This window comes from Parapusillimonas granuli (genome assembly GCF_013416525.1).
In the GTDB taxonomy this organism is placed as follows: domain Bacteria; phylum Pseudomonadota; class Gammaproteobacteria; order Burkholderiales; family Burkholderiaceae_B; genus Parapusillimonas; species Parapusillimonas granuli.
The window spans coordinates 70230-90951 of the sequence record NZ_JACCEM010000007.1; the positions used below are offsets into that span (position 1 = coordinate 70230).

19 protein-coding genes are annotated in these 20722 nt (G+C 63.8%); all 19 read left to right on the top strand.

From position 1 onward, the window contains the following. The first annotated feature begins 10 nt into the window (after window positions 1–10). The 19 genes from H0A72_RS13835 (at window position 11) to H0A72_RS13925 (ending at window position 20620) form a co-directional block, all read left to right on the top strand. Window positions 11–1018, top strand: a complete 1008-nt coding sequence (locus tag H0A72_RS13835) for a Bug family tripartite tricarboxylate transporter substrate binding protein (RefSeq protein WP_180156292.1) — start codon at window positions 11–13, stop codon at window positions 1016–1018. A gap of 24 nt (window positions 1019–1042) precedes the next feature. Then, window positions 1043–2638: an amidase gene (locus H0A72_RS13840; protein WP_180156293.1), complete on the top strand. Its 1596-nt coding sequence runs from the start codon at window positions 1043–1045 to the stop codon at window positions 2636–2638. A gap of 130 nt (window positions 2639–2768) precedes the next feature. Next, the gene (locus tag H0A72_RS13845) at window positions 2769–3704 is read left to right on the top strand and encodes a LysR substrate-binding domain-containing protein (RefSeq protein ID WP_180156728.1); all 936 of its coding nucleotides are present in this window, start codon (window positions 2769–2771) and stop codon (window positions 3702–3704) included. Continuing rightward, window positions 3701–3928, top strand: coding sequence for an EexN family lipoprotein (locus tag H0A72_RS13850; RefSeq protein ID WP_180156295.1), 228 nt, complete (start codon window positions 3701–3703; stop codon window positions 3926–3928). Before H0A72_RS13845 ends, H0A72_RS13850 begins: the two co-directional genes overlap by 4 nt. A 248-nt stretch (window positions 3929–4176) precedes the next feature. Continuing rightward, the gene (locus tag H0A72_RS13855) at window positions 4177–6198 is read left to right on the top strand and encodes a conjugal transfer protein TraG (RefSeq protein ID WP_180156297.1); all 2022 of its coding nucleotides are present in this window, start codon (window positions 4177–4179) and stop codon (window positions 6196–6198) included. Then, window positions 6195–6671: a ribbon-helix-helix protein, CopG family gene (locus H0A72_RS13860; protein ID WP_180156299.1), complete on the top strand. Its 477-nt coding sequence runs from the start codon at window positions 6195–6197 to the stop codon at window positions 6669–6671. Before H0A72_RS13855 ends, H0A72_RS13860 begins: the two co-directional genes overlap by 4 nt. After that, complete coding sequence (gene trbB / locus H0A72_RS13865; protein ID WP_180156301.1) at window positions 6668–7735, top strand: P-type conjugative transfer ATPase TrbB; 1068 nt, start codon at window positions 6668–6670, stop codon at window positions 7733–7735. Before H0A72_RS13860 ends, trbB begins: the two co-directional genes overlap by 4 nt. After that, entirely contained in the window at window positions 7732–8118 is a 387-nt protein-coding gene (locus H0A72_RS13870; protein ID WP_180156303.1) for a TrbC/VirB2 family type IV secretion system protein, read from the top strand. Before trbB ends, H0A72_RS13870 begins: the two co-directional genes overlap by 4 nt. Next, window positions 8115–8384: a VirB3 family type IV secretion system protein gene (locus H0A72_RS13875; protein ID WP_180156305.1), complete on the top strand. Its 270-nt coding sequence runs from the start codon at window positions 8115–8117 to the stop codon at window positions 8382–8384. Before H0A72_RS13870 ends, H0A72_RS13875 begins: the two co-directional genes overlap by 4 nt. 12 nt (window positions 8385–8396) lie before the next feature. Then, window positions 8397–10847: a conjugal transfer protein TrbE gene (gene trbE, locus H0A72_RS13880; protein ID WP_180156307.1), complete on the top strand. Its 2451-nt coding sequence runs from the start codon at window positions 8397–8399 to the stop codon at window positions 10845–10847. Further along, window positions 10844–11587 (top strand): P-type conjugative transfer protein TrbJ, encoded by a 744-nt coding sequence (gene trbJ / locus H0A72_RS13885; RefSeq protein WP_180156309.1) that lies wholly within the window; start codon window positions 10844–10846, stop codon window positions 11585–11587. The genes trbE and trbJ overlap by 4 nt, the downstream gene beginning before the upstream one ends. A gap of 12 nt (window positions 11588–11599) precedes the next feature. Next, the gene (locus H0A72_RS13890) at window positions 11600–11914 is read left to right on the top strand and encodes a hypothetical protein (RefSeq protein ID WP_180156311.1); all 315 of its coding nucleotides are present in this window, start codon (window positions 11600–11602) and stop codon (window positions 11912–11914) included. After that, complete coding sequence (trbL, locus tag H0A72_RS13895) at window positions 11911–13305, top strand: P-type conjugative transfer protein TrbL (RefSeq protein WP_180156313.1); 1395 nt, start codon at window positions 11911–11913, stop codon at window positions 13303–13305. Before H0A72_RS13890 ends, trbL begins: the two co-directional genes overlap by 4 nt. Before the next feature lie 17 nt (window positions 13306–13322). Next, on the top strand, window positions 13323–14027 hold the full coding sequence (gene trbF / locus H0A72_RS13900; RefSeq protein WP_180156315.1) for a conjugal transfer protein TrbF: 705 nt from the start codon (window positions 13323–13325) through the stop codon (window positions 14025–14027). Further along, window positions 14024–15028: a P-type conjugative transfer protein TrbG gene (trbG, locus tag H0A72_RS13905; RefSeq protein WP_180156317.1), complete on the top strand. Its 1005-nt coding sequence runs from the start codon at window positions 14024–14026 to the stop codon at window positions 15026–15028. The genes trbF and trbG overlap by 4 nt, the downstream gene beginning before the upstream one ends. 2 nt (window positions 15029–15030) lie before the next feature. Continuing rightward, window positions 15031–16308 carry a TraB/TrbI/VirB10 family type IV secretion system protein gene (locus H0A72_RS13910; RefSeq protein ID WP_180156319.1) on the top strand — a complete coding sequence of 426 codons (1278 nt, stop codon included), beginning with the start codon at window positions 15031–15033 and terminating at the stop codon, window positions 16306–16308. Next, on the top strand, window positions 16305–16529 hold the full coding sequence (locus tag H0A72_RS13915) for a DUF2274 domain-containing protein (RefSeq protein ID WP_180156321.1): 225 nt from the start codon (window positions 16305–16307) through the stop codon (window positions 16527–16529). The genes H0A72_RS13910 and H0A72_RS13915 overlap by 4 nt, the downstream gene beginning before the upstream one ends. Before the next feature lie 834 nt (window positions 16530–17363). Further along, window positions 17364–19511 (top strand): helix-turn-helix domain-containing protein, encoded by a 2148-nt coding sequence (locus H0A72_RS13920; protein WP_180156323.1) that lies wholly within the window; start codon window positions 17364–17366, stop codon window positions 19509–19511. Beyond that, entirely contained in the window at window positions 19508–20620 is a 1113-nt protein-coding gene (locus H0A72_RS13925; protein WP_180156325.1) for a hypothetical protein, read from the top strand. The genes H0A72_RS13920 and H0A72_RS13925 overlap by 4 nt, the downstream gene beginning before the upstream one ends. The last annotated feature ends 102 nt before the right edge of the window (window positions 20621–20722 follow it).

Below are 20722 nucleotides of genomic sequence, written 5' to 3' on the forward strand. Positions count from 1 at the left end.
AGGTTCCATAATGAATACACCCATTCAGATCAACCCTTGCGCCAATCGCCGCACCATTCTGCGTTTGGCAGGGGGCATGACGCTTCTTTCCCTTGCAGGCTTTGCACACAGCAAAACGGAATATCCCACCAAGCCGATTCGATTCGTCGTTCCTGCGCCGCCAGGAGGTGGAACCGATGTGATGACCCGGCAGATCGGCAATGCCTTGTCGACTTCACTTGGGTGGACGGTGGTGGTCGAAAATATCCCCGGAGCGGGAGGCAATATCGGACTCGACCGTGTGGCAAAAGCCTCCAAGGATGGCTACACGATTGCCATGGGGGAATCCAGCAACCTCACCGTCAACCAGTTTCTTTACAAGAACATTCCTTTCGCCATCGAAAAGGATTTGGTTCCGGTCTCCCTGATCGCCAAGGTGCCACTGGTATTGCTGGCCTCGGGCAAGGGACCACACCATAGCGTCGCCGACTTGGTGGAAGCCTCCAAGCGCAAGCCCCTTACGTTCGCATCGTCAGGCAATGGCACGCTGGGGCATCTGGCGGGTGAATTGTGGAAGAAAACCTCCGGGCTGGACTTGCTTCACGTTCCTTATCGTGGTGCCGCACCGGCTATGACCGATCTGAGCGGCGGACACGTGGACTTGTTCTTCGCCTCTATCACTGCCGCACTCGCAAGTATTCAGTCCGGGCTGGTGCGTGCACTGGCCGTCACGACCGCCAAGCGGACCGAGGTACTTCCTGGTATCCCGACCATGGCCGAAGCCGGTTATCCGGACATCGAAGCAGCAGTGATCTTCGGCGTGGTTGCCCCCACCGGTACGCCGCAGGAAGTGGTCGCTAGGCTCAACCAGGAAATCAACGCCGGGCTGAAACAGGTCAACCTGCGCCGAGCGCTCCTTGAGTTGGGGGTCATTCCGGAGTCCCTGGGGGGCAGCGTCGAGAGCTTCGCGAGCGTTCTGCGCGAAGAGCGGCTCAAGTGGGGCGAGGTCGTCAAGGCCTCCGGTGCTACGGTCAATTGAGCGTCATAAAGGACAAAAAACACCATGGGCAAAAACCTTGCTTTTTCTAGGCGTTGCGGCTGGGCTGCAGGCCTCTTCGTCCTGGCGGCAACTCCTGTGCTGGCCGCGGCAGCCATGCCGTCCGAGCGGATCTTGGACATGGGCTTGGCCGAGCTGCGCATCGCGCTGGACCGCGGCGCAATCACCTCCGTTGAACTGGTCGGCGCCTACCTCGAACGCATAGCGACTATCGATCAGCCTGCCGGTGGCGTGCATGCGGTGCTGGCGGTCAACGGTAAGGCCCTTGAGCAGGCGAAGGCTTGGGACGTCAGCCGTGCGCAACAAGCTCCAGGACAGCCGAGTCAGGCCCTCGCAGGCATACCGTTTCTTGCCAAGGACAACTTCGATGCAGTCGGCCTAGCCAACACGGGCGGCTCGCTGGCCTTGGCACAGTCGATGCCCTCGACCAATGCCTTTGTAGTGCAGAAGCTTCTCGACCAGGGTGCGATCCTGCTAGGCAAGACTAACCTGTCGGAGCTGGCTGCGTCCTACGGCTGGTACGGCTACAGCGCAGTGGGCGGCCAGACGCTTAATCCCTACAACCCGCTGCGGACTGCAGACGGCTCAAGCAGCGGTTCGGCCGCAGCGGTGGCCGCGCGGCTCGCGCCCTTCGCCCTTGGGACCGATACGACGGGCTCCATCCGCTCTCCGGCAAGTGTCACCGGCACAGTCGGCATGCGTGCGACCATGGGGTTGGTGAGCCGCTCCGGGGTGATTCCGATGTCGCTGACAGCCGATGTGGTTGGAGCCATCACCCGGACGGTCGAAGACCAGGCGATCGTGCTCGACGCCATAAAGGGGGAGGACGAGCGTGATGCCTCCACGCAAGGGATCGCGCATCTGGAAAAGCCTATAGCCAGCGGACTTGCAGGCAGCACTCTTGCAGGCAAAGTCATCGCCGTGGTCGATAATTTCGACGGAGCGAATCCTGAGGTTGATGCCGTCAAGCAGAGCGCTATCGCCGCCATGCAGGAGGCAGGCGCGCGCGTAGTCAACATCCGTTTACCCAAGGTGTTTGAAACACTTCAGCCCGACGTATTGGGACCAATAGGTGTTGCAGAGTTTAAGCCTCAGTTTGAGACCTACCTAGCCGGATTGTCCGGTGGTCAGCCGAGGGACCTCCGTGAGTTCATGGCCCGTCTGGACAAGCTAACCGCCACTGGCACTCGGGCAATCAACCCGGGGCGCTACAAAGGGTTGATCGAAAATTTGGAAACCAGGACGACGGACTCGCCGGAGTATATCCGGCTACTCAGCGTGGTGATCCCGTCAATCAAGCGCGAGATTACAAGCCTAATGGAGGCTGGCGGATACGACGCGTTGTTCTATCCCACTATTGGATGCACTGCACCGGTGGTGCCCGGCAAGACCGATCCGACTTTTGTCTGCAAGGCATATGCCTACGCCGCAGCAAAGATCGCCTCGACGACCGGTTTCCCTGAGGTAACAGTCAATGGCGGGCTGGTGGCCGGGAATTTGCCGGTCGGTGTGTCATTTCTGGGGAAGGCCGGAGACGATGCGAAAGTGCTACAGCTTGCTGCGGCGTTTGAACGTGCGCATCCCGCTTTAGTTCGACGTTGAGCATACCGTACTGCGAAAATTGGGCGGTTCCGATGTTCCTTTCTCGCGTCGTCCGGACATCAAGGTGCGTCATGCACACCCATGCTCCTTGCCTTGCACTTCCAAACATGCAAATAGCAGAGCATCGATGATCGAATTTCGACATTTGCGCTATTTCATTGCGGTTGCAGAGGAGCTGAATTTCACCCGCGCGGCCCAGCGGGTGCACATCGACCAGTCGCCGTTGTCGCGCACCATTAAAGAACTGGAAGAAGACCTGGGCGCGCAGCTATTCGTCCGTACCACTCGCAGTACGCGGCTGACCCGCGCTGGCAAGCTGTTCCTTGAGCATGTCCCCCGCATCTTCACTGCCTTGGAGCAGGCCCGCGACAGCGTGAAGGCGGCGGCCAATGGCTTTCATGGGCAGATGCGTATTGCCCTATCAGATGGCATCACACCGTCGCGCCTGCCTGCCTTGCTGGCGATGTGCCGGGAGGAGGAGCCCGAGGTCGAGATTCGGCTGTTCGAGGTGCCGCTGGCGCAGCAGATCAAAGGCCTGCACGACGACTTGTACGACGTAGGCTTCGCGCAGTCCGCCGAGGTGGGCGATGGCATCGCCGCATTGCCCGTCTGGAACGATCCGCTGTTGGTGGCGGTGCCGGCGCGGCATGACTTGCTCAAGTACAAACGGATTCCACTGGATGAAGTGCTACGCTATCCATTGGTCATGGGCGATCCGCTGTTTTGCGAGGGCTACTGCCGGCAGATTGAACGTGTACTGCGTACGGCGGATCAGGAGCCGTTGGTGGCCGAGCAGGTCATCTCCTTAGACCTGATGATGGCAATGGTCGCGGCCGGAATGGCGCTAGGTCTGGCGGGCGCGTCGCAGATCAACGGTAGCCGCGAGCCGGGCATCGTGGCGCGTCCTCTGGCGGGGCGGCCGCCGATGCTGACGACCTATCTGCTGCGACTGGATGCGGAGCCATCCGAGAACCTGTCGCGGTTTATCGAGCGTGCCATGACGGTGGTGAAAGGCCGCCGTGCACCACAGCTTGAGTCTGACGTTGACGAGGAGATAGCGCCATGAACAAAGTGATGATGTTCGCTCTGGCTGTACTGCTGGCCGGCTGCAAGCCAGCGCCGCCCGCCGATACGGTGGAATCGCTGACCACTGACCCCGAGCGCATCAAGGAAGTTCGTCGCCTATGCCGTGAAGAACGCTCCAAGGTGACGGACGAATTGTGCCTACGCGCCGCCGAGGCCGCCAACCGGCGCTTCTTCGGCGACCTACCGGAACAGGGGGGGAAATAGTCCTCTGGTATGCCGGCGTTGACCACGCGCGACGATTCTTTCACTGATTTTCCCAACACGCCGCAGCGCACTCGCGCTTGCGGCGTTTCTATTGTCTTCGCCACAGCAATAAACCTTGCTTTTTTAGCCTTAATTCTCGCCCAAACGGCCTTTGACCGGCACTGACTCGGCCCCGATCCTGACGCCTGCGGCACGTGGTTGCGTCGCTTATCAGCGGATTGCTGTACAGGAGAAATCGGAGGCTGGGAATGCAAGGGACGAACGTGCTGTTCGGGCAGATCGCCGTGGTATTCGGCATCGTGGTCATGGGCGTGTGGACCGCCACTCAGTGGACAGCCGCCGCCCTGGGCTATCAAGTACGCCTTGGCTCGCCGTGGTTCGACTTCCTTGGAACGCCGGTCTATCACCCTTGGCGACTGTTCGAGTGGTGGTTCTTCTTTGATGCCTATGCGCCGCATGTCTTCGACATCGGCGGGGCGATCGCGGGCGGCAGTGGTTTGGTGGCCGTGGTGGTCGCCATCGCCATGTCGGTGTGGCGCTCGCGGCAGTCGCGCCTAGTCACCACCTACGGTTCCGCCCGCTGGGCTGATGCCTCCGACATTCGCAGGGCTGGACTGACGCAATCTGCTGGCGTTTTTCTCGGGCTGCATCGCGGCCAGTACCTACGGCACGAAGGCCCGGAACACGTCCTGACCTTCGCGCCGACGCGCTCGGGCAAAGGCGTGGGCCTGGTGGTTCCTACGCTGCTGTCCTGGCCTGAGTCCGCCGTCATTCACGATATCAAGGGCGAGAACTGGCAGATCACCGCCGGCTGGCGCTCGCGCTTCTCGCACAGCCTGCTGTTCAACCCGACCGATGCCACGTCGGCCGCGTACAACCCGCTGCTGGAAGTGCGACGTGGCGCGCATGAGGTGCGCGACGTGCAGAACATCGCCGACATCCTGGTCGATCCCGAAGGCGCGCTGGAGAAGCGCAACCATTGGGAAAAGACCAGCCACGCGCTACTGGTCGGCGCGATCCTGCATGTGCTGTATGCGGGCGAAGACAAGACGCTACGTGGCGTTGCCAACTTCCTGTCCGACCCAGCCAGCCCGTTCGAGCTGACCTTGCACCGGATGATGACGACCAAGCACCTGGGCGATGTACAGCATCCCGTCGTTGCATCCGCTGCCCGCGAAGTGCTCAACAAGTCGGACAACGAGCGCTCGGGCGTGCTCTCCACCGCCATGTCGTTCCTCGGTCTGTACCGTGATCCGACCGTGGCCGAAGTCACTTCGCGCTGCGACTGGCGCATTGCCGATCTGATTGCTGCCGAGCATCCGGTATCACTGTACCTGGTGGTGCCTCCTTCGGACATCAGCCGCACCAAGCCGCTGATCCGGCTGATCCTCAACCAGATCGGGCGGCGGCTCACCGAATCGCTTGACGGCTCCGACGGCATCGCCCGCCGCCACAAGCTGCTGCTGATGCTCGATGAGTTTCCGGCGCTGGGTCGCCTGGACTTCTTCGAGACAGCGCTGGCCTTCATGGCGGGCTATGGCATCCGCAGCTTTCTGATCGCGCAGTCGCTCAACCAGATCGACAAGGCGTACGGGCAGAACCATTCGATTCTGGACAACTGCCATGTGCGTGTGACGTTCGCCACGAACGACGAACGCACGGCCAAACGCATTTCTGAAACCTTGGGTACGGCCACTGAGTTGCGCGCGCAGCGTAACTACGCAGGCCACCGGCTTGCACCGTGGCTGGGGCATCTGATGGTGTCGCGGCAGGAAACGGCACGGCCGCTGCTGACGCCGGGCGAAGTGATGCAGCTTCCGCCAGACGAATCCGTTGTGATGGTCTCCAGCGTGGCGCCGATCAAGGCAAAGAAGCTGCGCTACTACGCCGACAGCAATTTCAAGAAACGCGTACTGCCACCACCGGCACAAGCCACGACAGCAATTGTGGGCCGCTATGGCGATGCACCGCCCATGCGCCAGGACGACTGGAGCGACTTGGCAATTCCTGCCGTGCCCGCCGCATTGGTAGCGGAATCCGCCGATGACCTGGGCAGTGCCGATGACGGCGGCCCGCGCCGCCAGCCCGAGCTATCCGAAGTCACCGAATACAGCCCTAAGCCGCTGCCAGCAGGTAACGACCTGGCGCTGCTTGATGACGACGACTTTGCACAGCCTTTCTCGAACGCTATTCCCGGTCAGCTCGATCCCGCGATGCAACGCACGGCGCGGCTGGCGTCCCTTGACCCCAACGACGGAATCGACTTATGACCCAATATCGTCTCAATCTGTTCATCCAGCATGAGCACGCCAAGCGCCTGGATGAACTGGCCGCCAAGAAAGGCGTTTCCAAGTCGTCCATCGTCGCGGCGGCGCTTGCGTCCTGGCTTTCTCCCGATGCGGGCGATCAACGCGAGGCCGCCATCGCCAAGCGGCTGGATCGCCTGTCGCGACAGGCCGAACGCCTGGAGCGTGACCAGAACATCCAGATCGAAACCCTGGCGCTGTTCGTCCGCTACTTCCTGACCGTCAGCACACCAGTGCCCGAAGCGCATCAGGATGCGGCTCGCGCACAGGGCAAGGCGCGCTTCGAGCAGTTCGTCGAACAGTTGGGCCGCCACCTGCTGCGTGGCCGGAGCCTGGTGCGCGACGTAGTGGAGGAACTGCACCCCGACCCGATGCGGATGGACGACGCGGCGGCTCTGGCCGAAGCCCACGAACGAACTGCGGAGCGTGCCTCATGAGCGCCGTTCCACAAATCCCGCTCGAACGCTCTTCCACCGCGGCTTCGCTGGATCGCCGTATCCAGATGCTGCGCACGGCGATGGGGCCGGTCATCGCCGCTGCGCTCGCCGACCCGGACGTGGTGGAAATCATGCTCAACCCCGACCGCACCCTATGGGTGGATCGGTTGTCGTCGGGCCGCACGCCGTTGGGCGTGGAACTGTCCGAAGACGATGGCGAGCGCATCATCCGCCTGGTGGCCGCGCACGTCGGCGCGGAGGTGCATCACGGCCGACCATTGCTGACCGCCGAGCTGCCCGAAACCGGCGAGCGGTTCGAGGGCATCCTGCCGCCCGCCGCACCCGGCCCGGCCTTTGCACTGCGCAAGCGTGCCGTGAGCATCATCGGTCTGGATCGCTATGTGGCCGACGGCATCCTGAGCGCTGGGCAGGCCGAGTTTCTGCGTCATGCCGTGCGTGAGCGGCAGAACATCCTGATCGCCGGAGGCACCAGTACCGGCAAGACCACACTGGCGAATGCCTTGTTGGCCGAGATCGCCGCCACCGGCGACCGCGTGCTGGTGCTCGAAGACACCATCGAACTGCAATGCGCAGCCCGTGACCATGTGCCGCTGCGCACCCGTGCAGGCGTGGTGTCGATGCAGGAACTGGTGCGCGCCACGATGCGGCTACGCCCGGATCGCGTGATCGTCGGCGAGGTGCGCGGCGGCGAAGCGCTGGATCTGGTGAAGGTCTGGGGCACGGGCCACCCCGGTGGCATCGCCACCATCCATGCCGGCTCCGCCTTGGGCGCACTGCTGCGCCTGGAGCAACTGATCCTCGAAGTGGCGGTTAATCCGCCCCGCGCCCTGATCGCCGAGGCAGTCAATGTCGTGATCCACATCGCAGGCCGTGGCCGCAAGCGCCATGTCGAAGCCATTTCCCGCGTCGTCGGTTTCGACGGTGCGGGCTACCGCCTGGCGGATGCGCTGGAAGCGCCGTTTCCCGAGCTGCCGCCGACTCCTCTTACAGCCGCTGCCGCTGCGCCTTCCCTGACCCCTGACCAACCTGGAGAACTGCCATGACGCACGTTGATGCTTTCCGTCTTTCTGTAAATCCGCATGCACTGCTGCCCATGCTGGCGCGTTTGCACCGCTTGGCCCGACCCGCAGGACAAGGGCTGCTGCTCGCGGTATTGATGCTGTTGCTGGCGGGCACGGCGCAGGCCGCCGGTTCCTCGATGCCGTGGGAAGGCCCGCTGCAATCCATCCTCGAATCCATCCAGGGGCCGGTGGCCCGCATCGTCGCGGTCATCATCATTATTGCGACGGGCCTGGCGCTGGCCTTTGGCGATACCAGTGGCGGTTTCCGCAAGCTGATCCAGATCGTCTTCGGCTTGAGCATTGCCTTCGCCGCGTCCTCCTTCTTCCTGTCGTTCTTCAGCTTCTCCGGCGGGGCCGTCGTATGAGCACGGCCACTGATCTTCCGGGCTTTGAAGTGCCGCTGCATCGCTCGCTGACCGAGCCGATCCTGCTCGGCGGAGCGCCGCGCACCGTAGCGATCGCCAACGGCACGCTGGCCGCCGCCGTCGGGCTGGGCCTGCAACTGTGGATTCCCGGCGTGGTGCTGTGGATCGCCGGCCATTCGCTGGCGGTCTGGGGTGCGCGCGTCGATCCGCAGTTCATGCAGGTCTTCGCCCGGCACATCAAGCACAAGCCGCTGCTGGACGTCTAGGGAGAAGCCGACATGCTGAACCTTGCCGAATACCGCCAGCGGCCCGCGCTGCTGGCCGACTGGCTGCCCTGGGCCGGGCTGATCGCGCCGGGCGTGGTACTGAACAAGGATGGCTCGTTCCAGCGCACGGCACGTTTTCGCGGGCCGGATCTGGACAGCGCCACGCAAGGCGAGCTGATCGCCACGTCGGCACGGCTCAACAACGCACTGCGCCGCCTGGGATCGGGCTGGGCCTTGTTCATCGAAGCCGAGCGCCGCGCAGCGGCGGGCTATCCGCGTTCCGACTTCCCCGAACCGCTGTCTTGGTTGGTGGAAGAAGAACGCCGTGCGGCCTTCGAGGAGTCGGGCCATCACTATGAAAGCGCCTACCACCTGACGCTGGCCTACCTGCCGCCGGAAGAATCCCGCGCCCGCGCCGCCAAGATGCTCTACGAGAATGCGCCGGGCGATGGCGTGGACTGGCAGGGCCGGCTGGAAGCCTTCGTGGCGGAAACGAATCGCGTGTTCGACCTGCTCGATGGCGTGATGCCGGAGATTGCCTGGCTCGATGACAGCCAGACACTGACCTACCTGCACGCTACGGTGTCCACGCGGCACTACCGCGTGGGCGTGCCCGACGTGCCGTTCCACATCGACGCGCTGCTGACTGACTCGCCGTTGGTCGGTGGCCTGGCACCCATGCTGGGCGATCAGCACCTACGCGTGGTGTCGGTGCGAGGCTTCCCGACCTCGACTTGGCCGGGGATTCTGGACGACCTCAACCGCCTGGGCTTTGGCTATCGCTGGGCAACCCGGTTCCTTTGCCTCGACAAAGCCGAGGCAGAAAAAGAACTGGGCCGCCTGCGCCGCCAGTGGTTCGCCAAGCGCAAGAACGTCGTCGCTCTGTTGCGTGAAACGATCTTCCAGCAGGAAAGCCCGCTGGTCGATACCGACGCCAACAACAAGGCCGCCGATGCAGACGCCGCCTTGCAGGAGCTGGGCAGCGATCAGGTGGCCTTCGGCTACCTGACGGCTACCGTGACAGTGCTCGACACCGACCCGGCCGTGGCCGACGAGAAGCTGCGCATGGTAGAGCGCATCATTCAGGGGCGCGGCTTCGTCACCATCCCCGAAACCTTGAACGCGGTGGATGCCTGGCTGTCGTCCATTCCCGGTAACGCCTACGCGAATGTGCGTCAGCCCATCGTCTCGACGCTGAACCTGGCGCACATGATGCCATTGTCCGCTGTGTGGGCCGGGCCGGAGAAGAACGCGCATCTGGATGGCCCGCCGCTGATCGTCACCCGCACCGATGGCGCGACGCCGTTCCGGCTGGTGACGCACATCGGCGACGTGGGCCACACGCTGGTCGCGGGGCCGACCGGCATGGGCAAGTCGGTGCTGCTCGCCACGCTGGCAATGCAGTTTCGCCGCTATCCCGGCTCGCGCATCGTCGCCTTCGATATGGGCCGCTCCATGCGCGCCACCATCCTCGGGCTAGGCGGCGAGCATTACGACCTGGGCAATGACGGGGCGATTGCGTTCCAGCCATTGGCCCGCATCGACCAGGAGGGCTATCGCACCTGGGCCGCCGAATGGGTGGAAGGCCGCCTGTTGCATGAAGGTGTCGCCATCGGCCCGGACGAGAAGGCCGTGATCTGGTCGGCACTGGGCAGCCTCGCCGGTGCGCCGGTGGAGCAACGCACGCTGACGGGCCTGTCGGTGCTGCTGCAATCGAACGCACTGCGGCAGGCGCTCGCGCCCTATGTGCTGGGCGGTGCCCACGGAAAGCTGCTGGACGCCGATGCCGACCGCCTGGGTTCCGGCAGTGTGCAGTGCTTCGAGATGGAAGAACTCATGCACAGCAAGGCGGCGGTGCTGGCCGTGCTGGGCTACCTGTTCGCTCGTTTCGATGAGCGCTTCGACGGCGCGCCCACGCTGCTGATCCTCGATGAAGCCTGGTTGTTCCTCGATGACCCGGTGTTCGCCGCCCGCATCCGCCAGTGGCTCAAGACACTGCGCAAGAAGAATGTCAGCGTCATCTTCGCCACGCAGTCGCTGGCCGACATCAAGGATTCGAGCATTGCCCCGGCGGTGATCGAAAGCTGCGCCAGTCGGATTTTTCTGCCGAACCCGCAGGCCACCGAGCCGCAGATCCGCACGATCTACGAAGGCTTCGGGCTGAACGCGCGCCAGATCGAGATCGTGGCGACCGCGCAGCCCAAGCGTGACTACTACTACCAATCGCGCCTGGGCAATCGCCTGTTCGACCTCGACCTGAGGCCAGCCACGTTGGCCTTCGCCGGGGCATCCACTCCGCAAGACCAACGCGACATGGATCGCGTGCTGCTGGACGCAGGCACACCGGGCTTCGCCGGTGCCTGGCTGCGCCATCGTGGCCTCGATTGGGCCGCTGATCTGCTGCCGTCCTCGCTGGCGGCAGCGTCCTTCCTCGCTTCTCAACCCCAGGAGGTTTCACCATGAAAACCCAACCTAGTTTGCTGTCCGTCTCGCTCGCCGCCGTGTTGTCGGTATCGCTGCTGGCCTCACAGCCTGCGTCCGCGCTGACGGTGTTCGACCCGTCCAACTTCGTGCAGAACACGTTGACCGCTGTTCGCGCGCTGGAACAGATCAACAACCAGATCACCCAACTCCAGAATGAAGCACAGATGCTGATGAACCAGGCCCGCAATCTGGCGAATCTGGATTTCAATATCGGCAATCGCCTGCGCTCGACGCTGGCGACGACTGAACGTCTGATCGCCGAGGCTCGCGGCCTGGCCTACGACGTGCAGAGCATGGATGCCACCTTCGCCCGGCTGTACCCGGAGCATTATGCCGCGACCGTCAGCGGCGACCAGATGCTGCGCGACGCGCAGGAACGCTGGAAGAACACGCTGAACGGCCTGCACACCGCGATGCGGATGCAGGCGCAGGTGTCGCAGAACCTGGCGCAAGACGAAAGCGCGCTGTCCGACCTAGTCAGCCAGAGTCAGTCCGCCACCGGTGCGCTGCAAGCCATGCAGGCGACCAACCAGCTTCTGGCCTTGCAGGCCAAGCAGTCCATCCAGGCGCAGCAACTCCAGATCACGCAGGAACGCGCCGCCGCGCTGGAACTGGCACGCCAGGCGGCGGCTGTCGAACGTGGCCGTGAAGTGACGCGCCGCTTCCTGGGTGAGGGCACGCCCTACACGCCGCAGCGTGTGGATTTCTACGGCAACTGACGGGAGACGACCATGCGATGCGTTTCCTTGCTGCTGCCCGTGCTACTGGTTGCTTGCAGTCAGCAGCCGACCGAAGACCTGGCTGCTGTCTTAGCCGCCGATCCCGTGCGACTCAAGGCTTTGCGTGCGCAGTGTGCAGCCGACCGGATGACGGCAGGCGAAGACGCTTGCCTGGCAGCGGCTGAAGCCTTCCGGCGGCGCTTCTTCGCCGGTGAAACCGGGCCTGACGAGTTCCGCACGCTGGCCGATCTACCGCCGATCCCGCCGAGCTTCGACACACCCATCAGTGACCAGGACGCCATGCCCTTCGAGGGGGACGTGCCATGAACGACGTGACAGTGATCGACCGATTTCTCGCTACCTTCTCGCGCTACATCGACTCGGGCTTTGGGCTGCTGCAGGGCGAAGTCGCGTTTCTCACCGCCACGCTGATCGTCATCGACATGACGATTGCCGGGCTGTACTGGGCGATGAGCCACGCCACCGGCCAGGGCGATGACGTGATTGCCAAGCTGCTGGGCAAGGTGCTCTACGTCGGCTCCTTCGCCTACATCATCAACAACTTCAACTGGCTGGCCAGCATCGTCTTCCGCTCGTTCGCGGGCCTGGGCCTGACGGCCAGCGGCTCGACGATGAGCATGGGCGAGTTCCTGCAACCGGGACGCCTGGCCAAGACCGGCATCGACGCGGCGGCCCCCATCCTTGAGCAAATCAGTGACATGGCGGGCTTCCCCGAGGTGTTCGTGAACATGACGCCCATCGTGGTCATGTTCCTGGCTTGGGCGGTGGTGATCCTGTGTTTCTTCGTGCTGGCGATCCAGCTTTTCATCACGCTGATCGAATTCAAGCTGACCACGCTCGCGGGCTTCGTGCTGGTGCCGTTCGCGCTGTGGAACAAGACCAGCTTCCTAGCCGAGAAAGTGCTGGGCAACGTAGTGTCTTCGGGCATCAAGGTGCTGGTGTTGGCCGTCATTGTCGGCATCGGCTCGGGCCTGTTTGCCGAGTTTCAGGTGCATCCGGCCGAGCCGTCCATCAACCATGCGGTGGTCATCATGCTGGCCTCACTCACGCTGCTGGCGTTGGGAATCTTCGGGCCGGGCATTGCCACCGGGCTGGTATCCGGTGCACCGCAGCTTGGCGCAGGCGCGATGGCCGGTGCTGCGATTGGTGCCGCAGGCGCAGCGGTTGCCGTAGGTGCTGCCGCCACCGGCGTGGGCGGCGCCGTGATGGCCGGAGCGCGCATGGCACCGGCTGCCGCCAAGCTCGCCGGGGCTGGCGCGCGGGCCGCGACCTCGGCGGCTGGCGGCGCGAAGTCGGCCTTCCAGGTCGGTTCTGCCGCTGAGGGCGGCGGCGCCAAAGGCGCGATGGCAGGGCTGGGCAGTGTCGCCAAGGGCGGCGCACAGGCGGCAGGCCAGCGTGCTGGTGCTGGCATCAAGGCAGCGGCGGCCAAGGCGGCCGCGCCATTCAAAGCAGGCTGGCAAGGCTCTGGTGCCGATGGCGATTCGGGCGGTGGAGGTGCCGGTTCCGGGCAAGCCGCCGCTAGCGATGCCACTGGCAACGCGGCCAACGCGCAGAAGCAGGAACAACCCGGCTGGGCCAAGCGCCTGCAACGCCGCCAACGACTCACCCAGGCCACCACCACGGCCGCGCACACGCTGCGCGGTGGCGACGGCGGCGGTTCGGGCCAAGGCCCGAGCCTGCGGGATTCCGATAGCTGACTTTCAAGGAGAACTCCATGCGATTCAAACGACCGCAGGTGCGCTACGCCGACACGCCGCAGCCTGCCACTCCCTATCAATCCGCAGCCCAGGTTTGGGACGAGCGCATCGGCTCGGCCCGTGTGCAGGCCAAGAACTGGCGGCTGATGGCCTTCGGCTGCTTGGTGCTCGCGCTGCTGATGGCCGGCGGCCTGGTGTGGCGCTCGGCCCAATCCATCGTTACGCCCTATGTCATCGAGGTCGATCAGTCCGGCCAGGTGCGCACTGTGGGCGAAGCGGCGACGCCGTACCGGCCCACCGATGCCCAGACGGCACACCACATCGCGCGCTTCGTGACGCTGGTGCGCTCGCTGTCCATCGACCCTATCGTTGTGCGCCAGAACTGGCTCGATGCCTACGACTACACCACCGACCGGGGCGCAGCGGTGCTCAACGACTATGCGCGGGTGAATGACCCCTTCGCCCGCATCGGCAAGGAGTCGGTGACGGTGCAGATCACCAGTGTGGTTCGCGCCAGTGACACGTCGTTCAACGTGCGCTGGACGGAACGTCGCTACGTCAATGGCGCGGCGGCCGGGCTGGAGCGATGGACGGCGGTGGTGTCCATCGTGCAGCAGACCCCGCGCACCGAAGAACGCCTGCGCCGCAACCCGCTGGGCATCTACGTCAATGGCCTGTCGTGGAGCCGTGAACTGGATTCTCCTGAAGGAGCCAAACCATGAAGACACATTTCCGTAAAACCGCATTGCCGGTGATCTTGCTGGCATCGACTGTTCTGTTTGCGGGCTGCGCCACGCAGGGCAAACCTCCGCCGGTCATTTCGCTCGATGAGCCGGTGCAGGCGCAGCCATTGCCCGAGCCGCCCACGCCCATTGAAGTCGTGGCGGTGCCCGAGCCCTTGGCGCTGCCCGCGCAGTTGAAGCCGCTGCCGGACGTTGATGCAGCCCCGGTGACACCGGAGCCTGCCGACGAGAAGGTGCGCGTCTCCCGCGCCAATGCCGAAGCGCGGATCGCGCCGACCCGCGAGGGCTACGTCAATGCGATCCAGGTCTGGCCCTTCACCGACGGCGCGCTGTACCAGGTCTATGCGTCGGTGGGCCGCGTGACGGTGATCGCGCTCCAGCCCGGCGAGGAGCTGGTGACGGTCGCTGCGGGCGATACCGTGCGCTGGATCGTGGGCGACACCTCCAGCGGCAGCGGGGTCGATCTGCGCGTCAATGTGCTGGTCAAACCAATCCGTTCCAGCTTGAAGACCAATCTGGTCATCACCACCAGTCGCAGGACGTACCTGCTGGAACTGACTTCGACCGACAAGGCATGGATGGCGTCGGTGTCCTGGGACTACCCCAAGGATCGGATGCTGGCCTTGCAGCGCCAGGCACAGGCTGCTAGCGCTGCCGCGCCGGTCGATGCAGGCTTGTCGCTGGAGAACATCCGCTTTCGCTATGCCATCAGCGGCAGCAATCCACCGTGGAAGCCGCTGCGCGCCTTCGATGATGGCGAGAAGGTCTATGTCCAGTTCCCGGCGGGCATCGCCCAGGGCGAACTGCCGCCGCTATTCGTCATCGGCACGCAGGGCGACGGGCAACTGGTCAATTACCGCTTCCGCTCGCCGTACTACATTGTCGATCGCCTGTTCGGTGCGGCAGAACTGCGCCTGGGGGCCGACAAGGGCGATGTGGTGCGCATTGAGCGCACGGATGGCATCGCCGGGAGGAACTGAGCATGAGCCAGGACGATACTCCCGACCTTGCCGCCCCACAGGCGGACAAGGTGGCACCCGAGGCGGTGGCGCTGCGCGCCCAACCGCGCCCGGTCACGCGCCTGAACCGGCGCACGCTGGCCATCCTCGCCGGCGGCCTGTCGGTTAGCGTGATGGGCGCGCTGATCTGGTCGCTGCAACCCCAGCAACGCGGTGCAGGCGAATCCACGGAGCTGTACAACGTGGATCGCGTCTCGCGCTCGGAAGGGCTGGATGCGCTGCCGACGGACTATTCCAAGCTGCCAGCGCTGCCGGCTGACGTGCCGGAACTGGGGCCTCCTTTGCCCGGCGACCTGGGGCCAGCCATCGTCAATTCGCAGCAGCCGGTCGCCGCTACCTATGCCGCGCCGGGTTACGACCCCAACGATGCGCTGCGCAAGGAAGCAGAAGCGGCGGCAGCTTCATCGGTATTCTTTCGCACGGGTTCCCCGCAGGCCGCGCCCGTGGCGCAGTCGCAGGTCGCCGCCGCTCCTGGCTTTGCCGCCAATGCCGCTTTCGACCCGCTGGCCGCTGGCCCAGCCTCGACGGCGGCCCAGCCCGCTGACCCGACTGCCGTGCAGAACCGGCAAGACCAGAAAGAGGCGTTCTTGAAAGGTGGTTCCACGGAAACCCGTAATTCCGGCAACCTGCAAATGCCCACCTCGCCGTATCAGGTGATGGCCGGAACGGTCATTGCCGGGGCACTGGTCACGGGCATCAAGTCCGACCTGCCGGGCGACGTGATCGCTACGGTGACGGAGCCGATCTACGACACGGCCACCGGCAAGTTCCTGCTGATCCCGCAGGGGTCGCGCATCTTGGGCAAATACAACAGCCAGGTCAGCTACGGCCAGAGCCGCGTGCAGGTGGTGTGGAACCGCATCATCCTGCCGGATACGTCTTCGCTCACACTCGACAACCTGATCGGCACCGACCCGGCGGGCTATGCCGGTCTGGAAGACGACGTGGACTGGCATTGGGATCGGATTTTTGCCGGAGCCGTGCTGACGACGCTGCTGGGTGTGGGAGCCGAACTGGCCGCACCCGAGAACCGCCAGGACGGTGATCGCGTCATCATCGCCGGGCGCGACAGCCTGCAGGACACCGTGAACCAGGTCGGCCAGGAAGTGACCCGGCGCAACCTCAACATCCAACCCACGCTTACCAGCCGCCCCGGCTTGCCGGTGCGCATCATCGTCAACCGCGATCTGGTGCTGCGGCCCTATCAGCCGCTGTTCTTCAACAAGGGGACTTCACGATGAGTACGACCAGGCAACTGCGGCTGGGGCCACTGCCCAAGACCGAGAACGTCAAACTAACCTTCACTTGCCCGGCCAGCCTGAAAGCCGACCTCGATCGCTACGCCGCGCTGCATGCGCAGGCGTATGGCGAGGCCGTCGATGTCACGACGCTGATTCCGCACATGCTGGAGGCGTTCATGGCGGGGGATCGGGGGTTCAGGAAGGGAATCCGGCAGAAGTAACAAAATCCGAGCGAAATTCTATAGTGCCAGTTATCGGCCATAAGCAGACACGCAGGAATTGCTGGTTCTGGGAAGTCCGCAGAGCGCGTCTTCAAGCCGACGCCGAAGTCCGCCTACGCTGCCCAACCGGCAGCGCTTACGAGCGTGCCCCACAGGCATGCCGTCGGACGCGTTCTGGCTCAACCGGGGCATCTTGAGCCGCAGGAGGAGATGGCGGCGCGCTACGGGCAACGGCAAGCGGAAACGGTAAGCCGCTTACTTGGATGCCAAGCAAAGCGAACGGCTGATGGCAACGAAGTGACGCCGTCCTTGGTTGTTTGGGGTGGTGGTCCATGAGCCGGACGGGCATTGTCAATGCAAGAACTTGGGCGAAGCCGAAGCCACGTCCTTCAGCGGGGAGAGGTCTTTCTGAATTTTAGGGGCCGCCGCTGCTAATCTGATTTCGAGAGAGAAATCGTCACCTGCATTAGCCGGGACCACAGGCTCGGTTCCTCGTCAAAAGGATAGAGCTCGGTTGCCCATGGTGTGCAACACGACGGCGGCTCGCCCATCAAGCGTCTTCGACCTGGACGACAGCGAGCGCATTGAAGCTGTCGGGGCGGCCCGGTGGCGCTTGACCGTGCGCCTGAGGCAGCCGAACTTCCCACATTCGTTGAGAAGTCGCGAGAAGTCGCCAGGATCGTTGTCGTGCCGAGTTTGGTCACTCGCCGAACTCTTAGAAATATTTCCATAAATATTGCTATTTTTGTGAAAAGTTGCTATTGTTTTGGCCATCAAAACTGATTTCTTGCTACTCCGTGCACGCTGCGGAACGCATGAGCGAAGGAGTTCACCATGGCCAACGAGGAAGTCTTGTCTCCAGTAGAGCTGGGCCGGCACCTGATGCAGGTGCGGGAGCGCAGCGGTATCAAGCAAGCCGAGCTGGCCAAGCGTGTGTCGCTCAGCCCTGCTGTCTTGTCGCGCATCGAGAGCGGCGACCGCCCCGTGACGCTGGATGAGGTCCAGGACATCCTGACCCAGTTGGCCACGCCAGAGGCTGCGGAGCTATCCAAGGCCCTGCAGCGGGCCTGGCAGGTCCTTCCCCGCCCACCGCTGGACCATCCCGACCAAGACCTGCTATGGGAGGCTGAAGAAGTCGCGCGTGAGCTCGTGACCCTTCGCGACAAGCCTGACACCCCTCATGCCTTCGAGCGCCGGCTGTCCGAGTACATCGACGAGCTGGGTCGCGGTGCCGCGATGTTGCTCAAGCGCGAGCACCAGGTCGCTTTCATTGGCAGCATCGGCGTCGGCAAATCCACCGCTATCTGCAAGATGACTAGCCTGGAGGTCGCCAAAGAGGACGGCACGATGACGCCGGTGCTGGAAGTTGGCGGTGGCGGCATCACTGTCTGCGAGGTTCACCTGCGCACCGGCCCGGGTTTTGGCCTCATCGTGGAGCCCAAGGGGGATGACGAACTTCGCCAGGACGTTCTGGACCTGGCCGACAGCATCCTCAAGGGCGCTCCGGCACCCGATGAAGACGGCCCGAATGGCCAAGAGTCGCAAGGCATCTCGAAAGAAGTGGCCCGGGCGCTGCGCAACATGGCCAACCTCGCGGTCCAGCGCCCTAAGGGCGCCGACGGCAAGCGGACGACGGTCGACCCGGCCAAGCAACTGGCGCAGCAGTTCCCAACGCAGCGCGAGTTCGTGGTCGAGGTGCTCAGCCGCATGGAGCTGCACCGTCGGGACAAGCGCGACATCTGGTACGACAGCGCCTCGGGAAAGTCGCCCAAGGCATGGCTGCGCGACACCTTCGCGGCCATCAACAACGGCCGCAGCCCTGACTTCACGCTCCCGCGCCGTATTGAGGTGGTGGTCCCCGAGAAGCTGCTGCAGGTCGCAGACCTGAGTGTGCGCTTCATTGACACCAAGGGCATCGACCGGAATGCTGCACGTGAGGACATCGAGTGTCACTTCGACGACCCACATACGCTGGCCGTGTTGTGCTCGCCGTTCAACAACGCCCCTGCCGCCGAAACGCGGCTACTGCTTGAGCGCGCGAAGGACGCCGGAGTCCGCACGCTGGACACCAACGCGGCGCTGCTAGTGTTGCCCCGCCCGACCGAAGCGTTGGCCATGAAGGACGACGCCACCAGCGCGCCGGTCGAGAGCGCCGAAGAAGGCTACGAGCTGAAGGGTGAGCAGATTGCTTTGGCGCTGGAGCCTTTGGGCCTGCAGACCCTGGGCGTCGCCTTCTATAACGCGAACGAAGACCCCGCCGGAGCCGCGCAGGACTACCTGCTGGAGAGGTTGACCCGTGCTCGGGCAGCCTTCCGCACCCGCATCCGGGAAGCTTCTGCCAGCGCCCAGGCGCTGCTGCGCAACCACGGCGAAGCGCGCGTCCTGGCCGTGCTGCGAGATGCTGGCGAGACGTTGCACACCTGGGCGGCCCAGAACTCGGCGGTCCCTGTCGTTCAAGGACACGTCCAGGAAAGCCTGATGGCCCAAATCCAGGTGGCATACGCCAGCACCGTGCGGGCCGCCGTCCGTCGGGAAGGCGAATGGTCGGCGCTCAGCTACTCGCACCACATCGGCTACGGCGCCCGTCGCCTTGCCGTCATGGCGCTGGAGAAGCCCGTCGAGCAGTTCACCGGCCACTGCAAACTGATGGCAGCAACGCCGCGTTATGCCGAGGCTGCCGACCTGCTGGCGCAGGCCGAGCGTGTGTTGACGGTGTCCTACGAGGAGCTGCTGCGCAAGGTTCAGCTGATGGGCCAGACTGTGTTTAAGAACGCGCTAAAGGCCGACCCAATGCTCTGGCAGGTCTGCATGGACGAATGGGGACAAGGACCTGGCTACAAGACTCGCGTCGCCGCGCACAACCGCGATTGGTTCAACAACGAGGCCCGCAAAAAGCTGGAACACGAACTTCAGGCACTCATCGCCCGTGAGTGGACTCGTGCCCTGGCCAACGTGACGGCGCTGCTGGAGCCCCTGGAATGAGCGACGCTGACGACCAGGCCATGCAGGAAGGCACAGACCCTGTGGTCGAAAAGCCCTTTTACGACGAGCTGTCGCCAGAGGCACAGGCGCAGGTTGAAAAGCTGATGCGCGACCTGACAGAGAACCCGGCAATCAACTGCCAGTTCACCTTCAACTGGCATGGCAACGAGGAGTTGGCCAGCCGCGCGGGACTGAAGATTCGCCTATACGGGCTCTTGATGCGAGAGAAGTGGCCCTCGATGTCCTTCGAGGCGCTGAAAGCCATCACCTTCCATTACGACTATGAACAAGCGCTAAAAGACGCCGCTGGTGCGGACAGGTCAGCGCCCACACCGACCAAGGAAGCGGGCGGCCTCAGCGTGGGCATGATGGTGCGCGTTGCCGATGGCGTGCATCTCGTGATGCATGAGTCCGTGGCGCTGGCGCTTGCATCAGAGGACGACGAGCAAAGTGATTGGGCGCAACACGTCGTGCGCCACGAGCTTTGCCACGTAGCCGACTTTGCATTCAAGCGCGCCCTGATTGCGAAGCACCCGGACAAGTGCACGTACTCCGGTTTTGAAAGCATGATGGCTCCGCTCGCGGAAGCCATGTGGGATGAGTTCTTCGCCAACGCGTATTCATCCGGGGCCTGGTCCGACCCGCGTACGTTCTTGGACCTGCTACGCGACACGGTGCCACAGATACACGTTGACATCGTCAATGCCATCCTGGACTACAGGTACAACGCAGACCTTGACGGGCTGCTCGCGATTGCCAGACCGAAGGTCCGGTTCGTGGCGCAGTGCTTCGGCTACGCGGCTGGCTCGCTGGCTGCGCAAGGTGTGACGCTCGAGGACGGCGCGCCCGAAGAACACGCCATGCTGCAACGGCTCGGTCTGCTAAGCGCATGGGATGAGTGCGTCCGGGTGCTTGAAGACCTCGACCGCGCACGGCCTGATTGGGAGTCAGTGCTGGACTTGACCAAGCTGTTCCCGGGATGCATCGCCTTGTTCGCAGGCTTCGGCCTGAACTACCGACCCCAAGGGGACGGGGCATACGTGGACATCCCCAGCACTCCAGAGACCAGCCCCGCACAAGCCATGCTTCGACGCATGCGCTTGAAGTAGTCTGAGCTGACAGGGAAGGTAGAACAACAAGATGACGGTTGATCGCATAGGCCGAGAGCGTGCGAAGGCCTGCCTGCACAATACTGCTCTCCACCCGCAGCT

Bases quoted from the DNA above. Each gene is read 5' to 3' on its own strand.
- H0A72_RS13835 (WP_180156292.1), top strand. From the start codon at position 11: ATGAATACACCCATTCAGATCAACCCTTGCGCCAATCGCCGCACCATT.
- H0A72_RS13840 (WP_180156293.1), top strand. From the start codon at position 1,043: ATGGGCAAAAACCTTGCTTTTTCTAGGCGTTGCGGCTGGGCTGCAGGC.
- H0A72_RS13850 (WP_180156295.1), top strand. From the start codon at position 3,701: ATGAACAAAGTGATGATGTTCGCTCTGGCTGTACTGCTGGCCGGCTGC.
- H0A72_RS13855 (WP_180156297.1), top strand. From the start codon at position 4,177: ATGCAAGGGACGAACGTGCTGTTCGGGCAGATCGCCGTGGTATTCGGC.
- H0A72_RS13860 (WP_180156299.1), top strand. From the start codon at position 6,195: ATGACCCAATATCGTCTCAATCTGTTCATCCAGCATGAGCACGCCAAG.
- trbB (WP_180156301.1), top strand. From the start codon at position 6,668: ATGAGCGCCGTTCCACAAATCCCGCTCGAACGCTCTTCCACCGCGGCT.
- H0A72_RS13870 (WP_180156303.1), top strand. From the start codon at position 7,732: ATGACGCACGTTGATGCTTTCCGTCTTTCTGTAAATCCGCATGCACTG.
- H0A72_RS13875 (WP_180156305.1), top strand. From the start codon at position 8,115: ATGAGCACGGCCACTGATCTTCCGGGCTTTGAAGTGCCGCTGCATCGC.
- trbE (WP_180156307.1), top strand. From the start codon at position 8,397: ATGCTGAACCTTGCCGAATACCGCCAGCGGCCCGCGCTGCTGGCCGAC.
- trbJ (WP_180156309.1), top strand. From the start codon at position 10,844: ATGAAAACCCAACCTAGTTTGCTGTCCGTCTCGCTCGCCGCCGTGTTG.
- H0A72_RS13890 (WP_180156311.1), top strand. From the start codon at position 11,600: ATGCGATGCGTTTCCTTGCTGCTGCCCGTGCTACTGGTTGCTTGCAGT.
- trbL (WP_180156313.1), top strand. From the start codon at position 11,911: ATGAACGACGTGACAGTGATCGACCGATTTCTCGCTACCTTCTCGCGC.
- trbF (WP_180156315.1), top strand. From the start codon at position 13,323: ATGCGATTCAAACGACCGCAGGTGCGCTACGCCGACACGCCGCAGCCT.
- trbG (WP_180156317.1), top strand. From the start codon at position 14,024: ATGAAGACACATTTCCGTAAAACCGCATTGCCGGTGATCTTGCTGGCA.
- H0A72_RS13910 (WP_180156319.1), top strand. From the start codon at position 15,031: ATGAGCCAGGACGATACTCCCGACCTTGCCGCCCCACAGGCGGACAAG.
- H0A72_RS13915 (WP_180156321.1), top strand. From the start codon at position 16,305: ATGAGTACGACCAGGCAACTGCGGCTGGGGCCACTGCCCAAGACCGAG.
- H0A72_RS13920 (WP_180156323.1), top strand. From the start codon at position 17,364: ATGGCCAACGAGGAAGTCTTGTCTCCAGTAGAGCTGGGCCGGCACCTG.
- H0A72_RS13925 (WP_180156325.1), top strand. From the start codon at position 19,508: ATGAGCGACGCTGACGACCAGGCCATGCAGGAAGGCACAGACCCTGTG.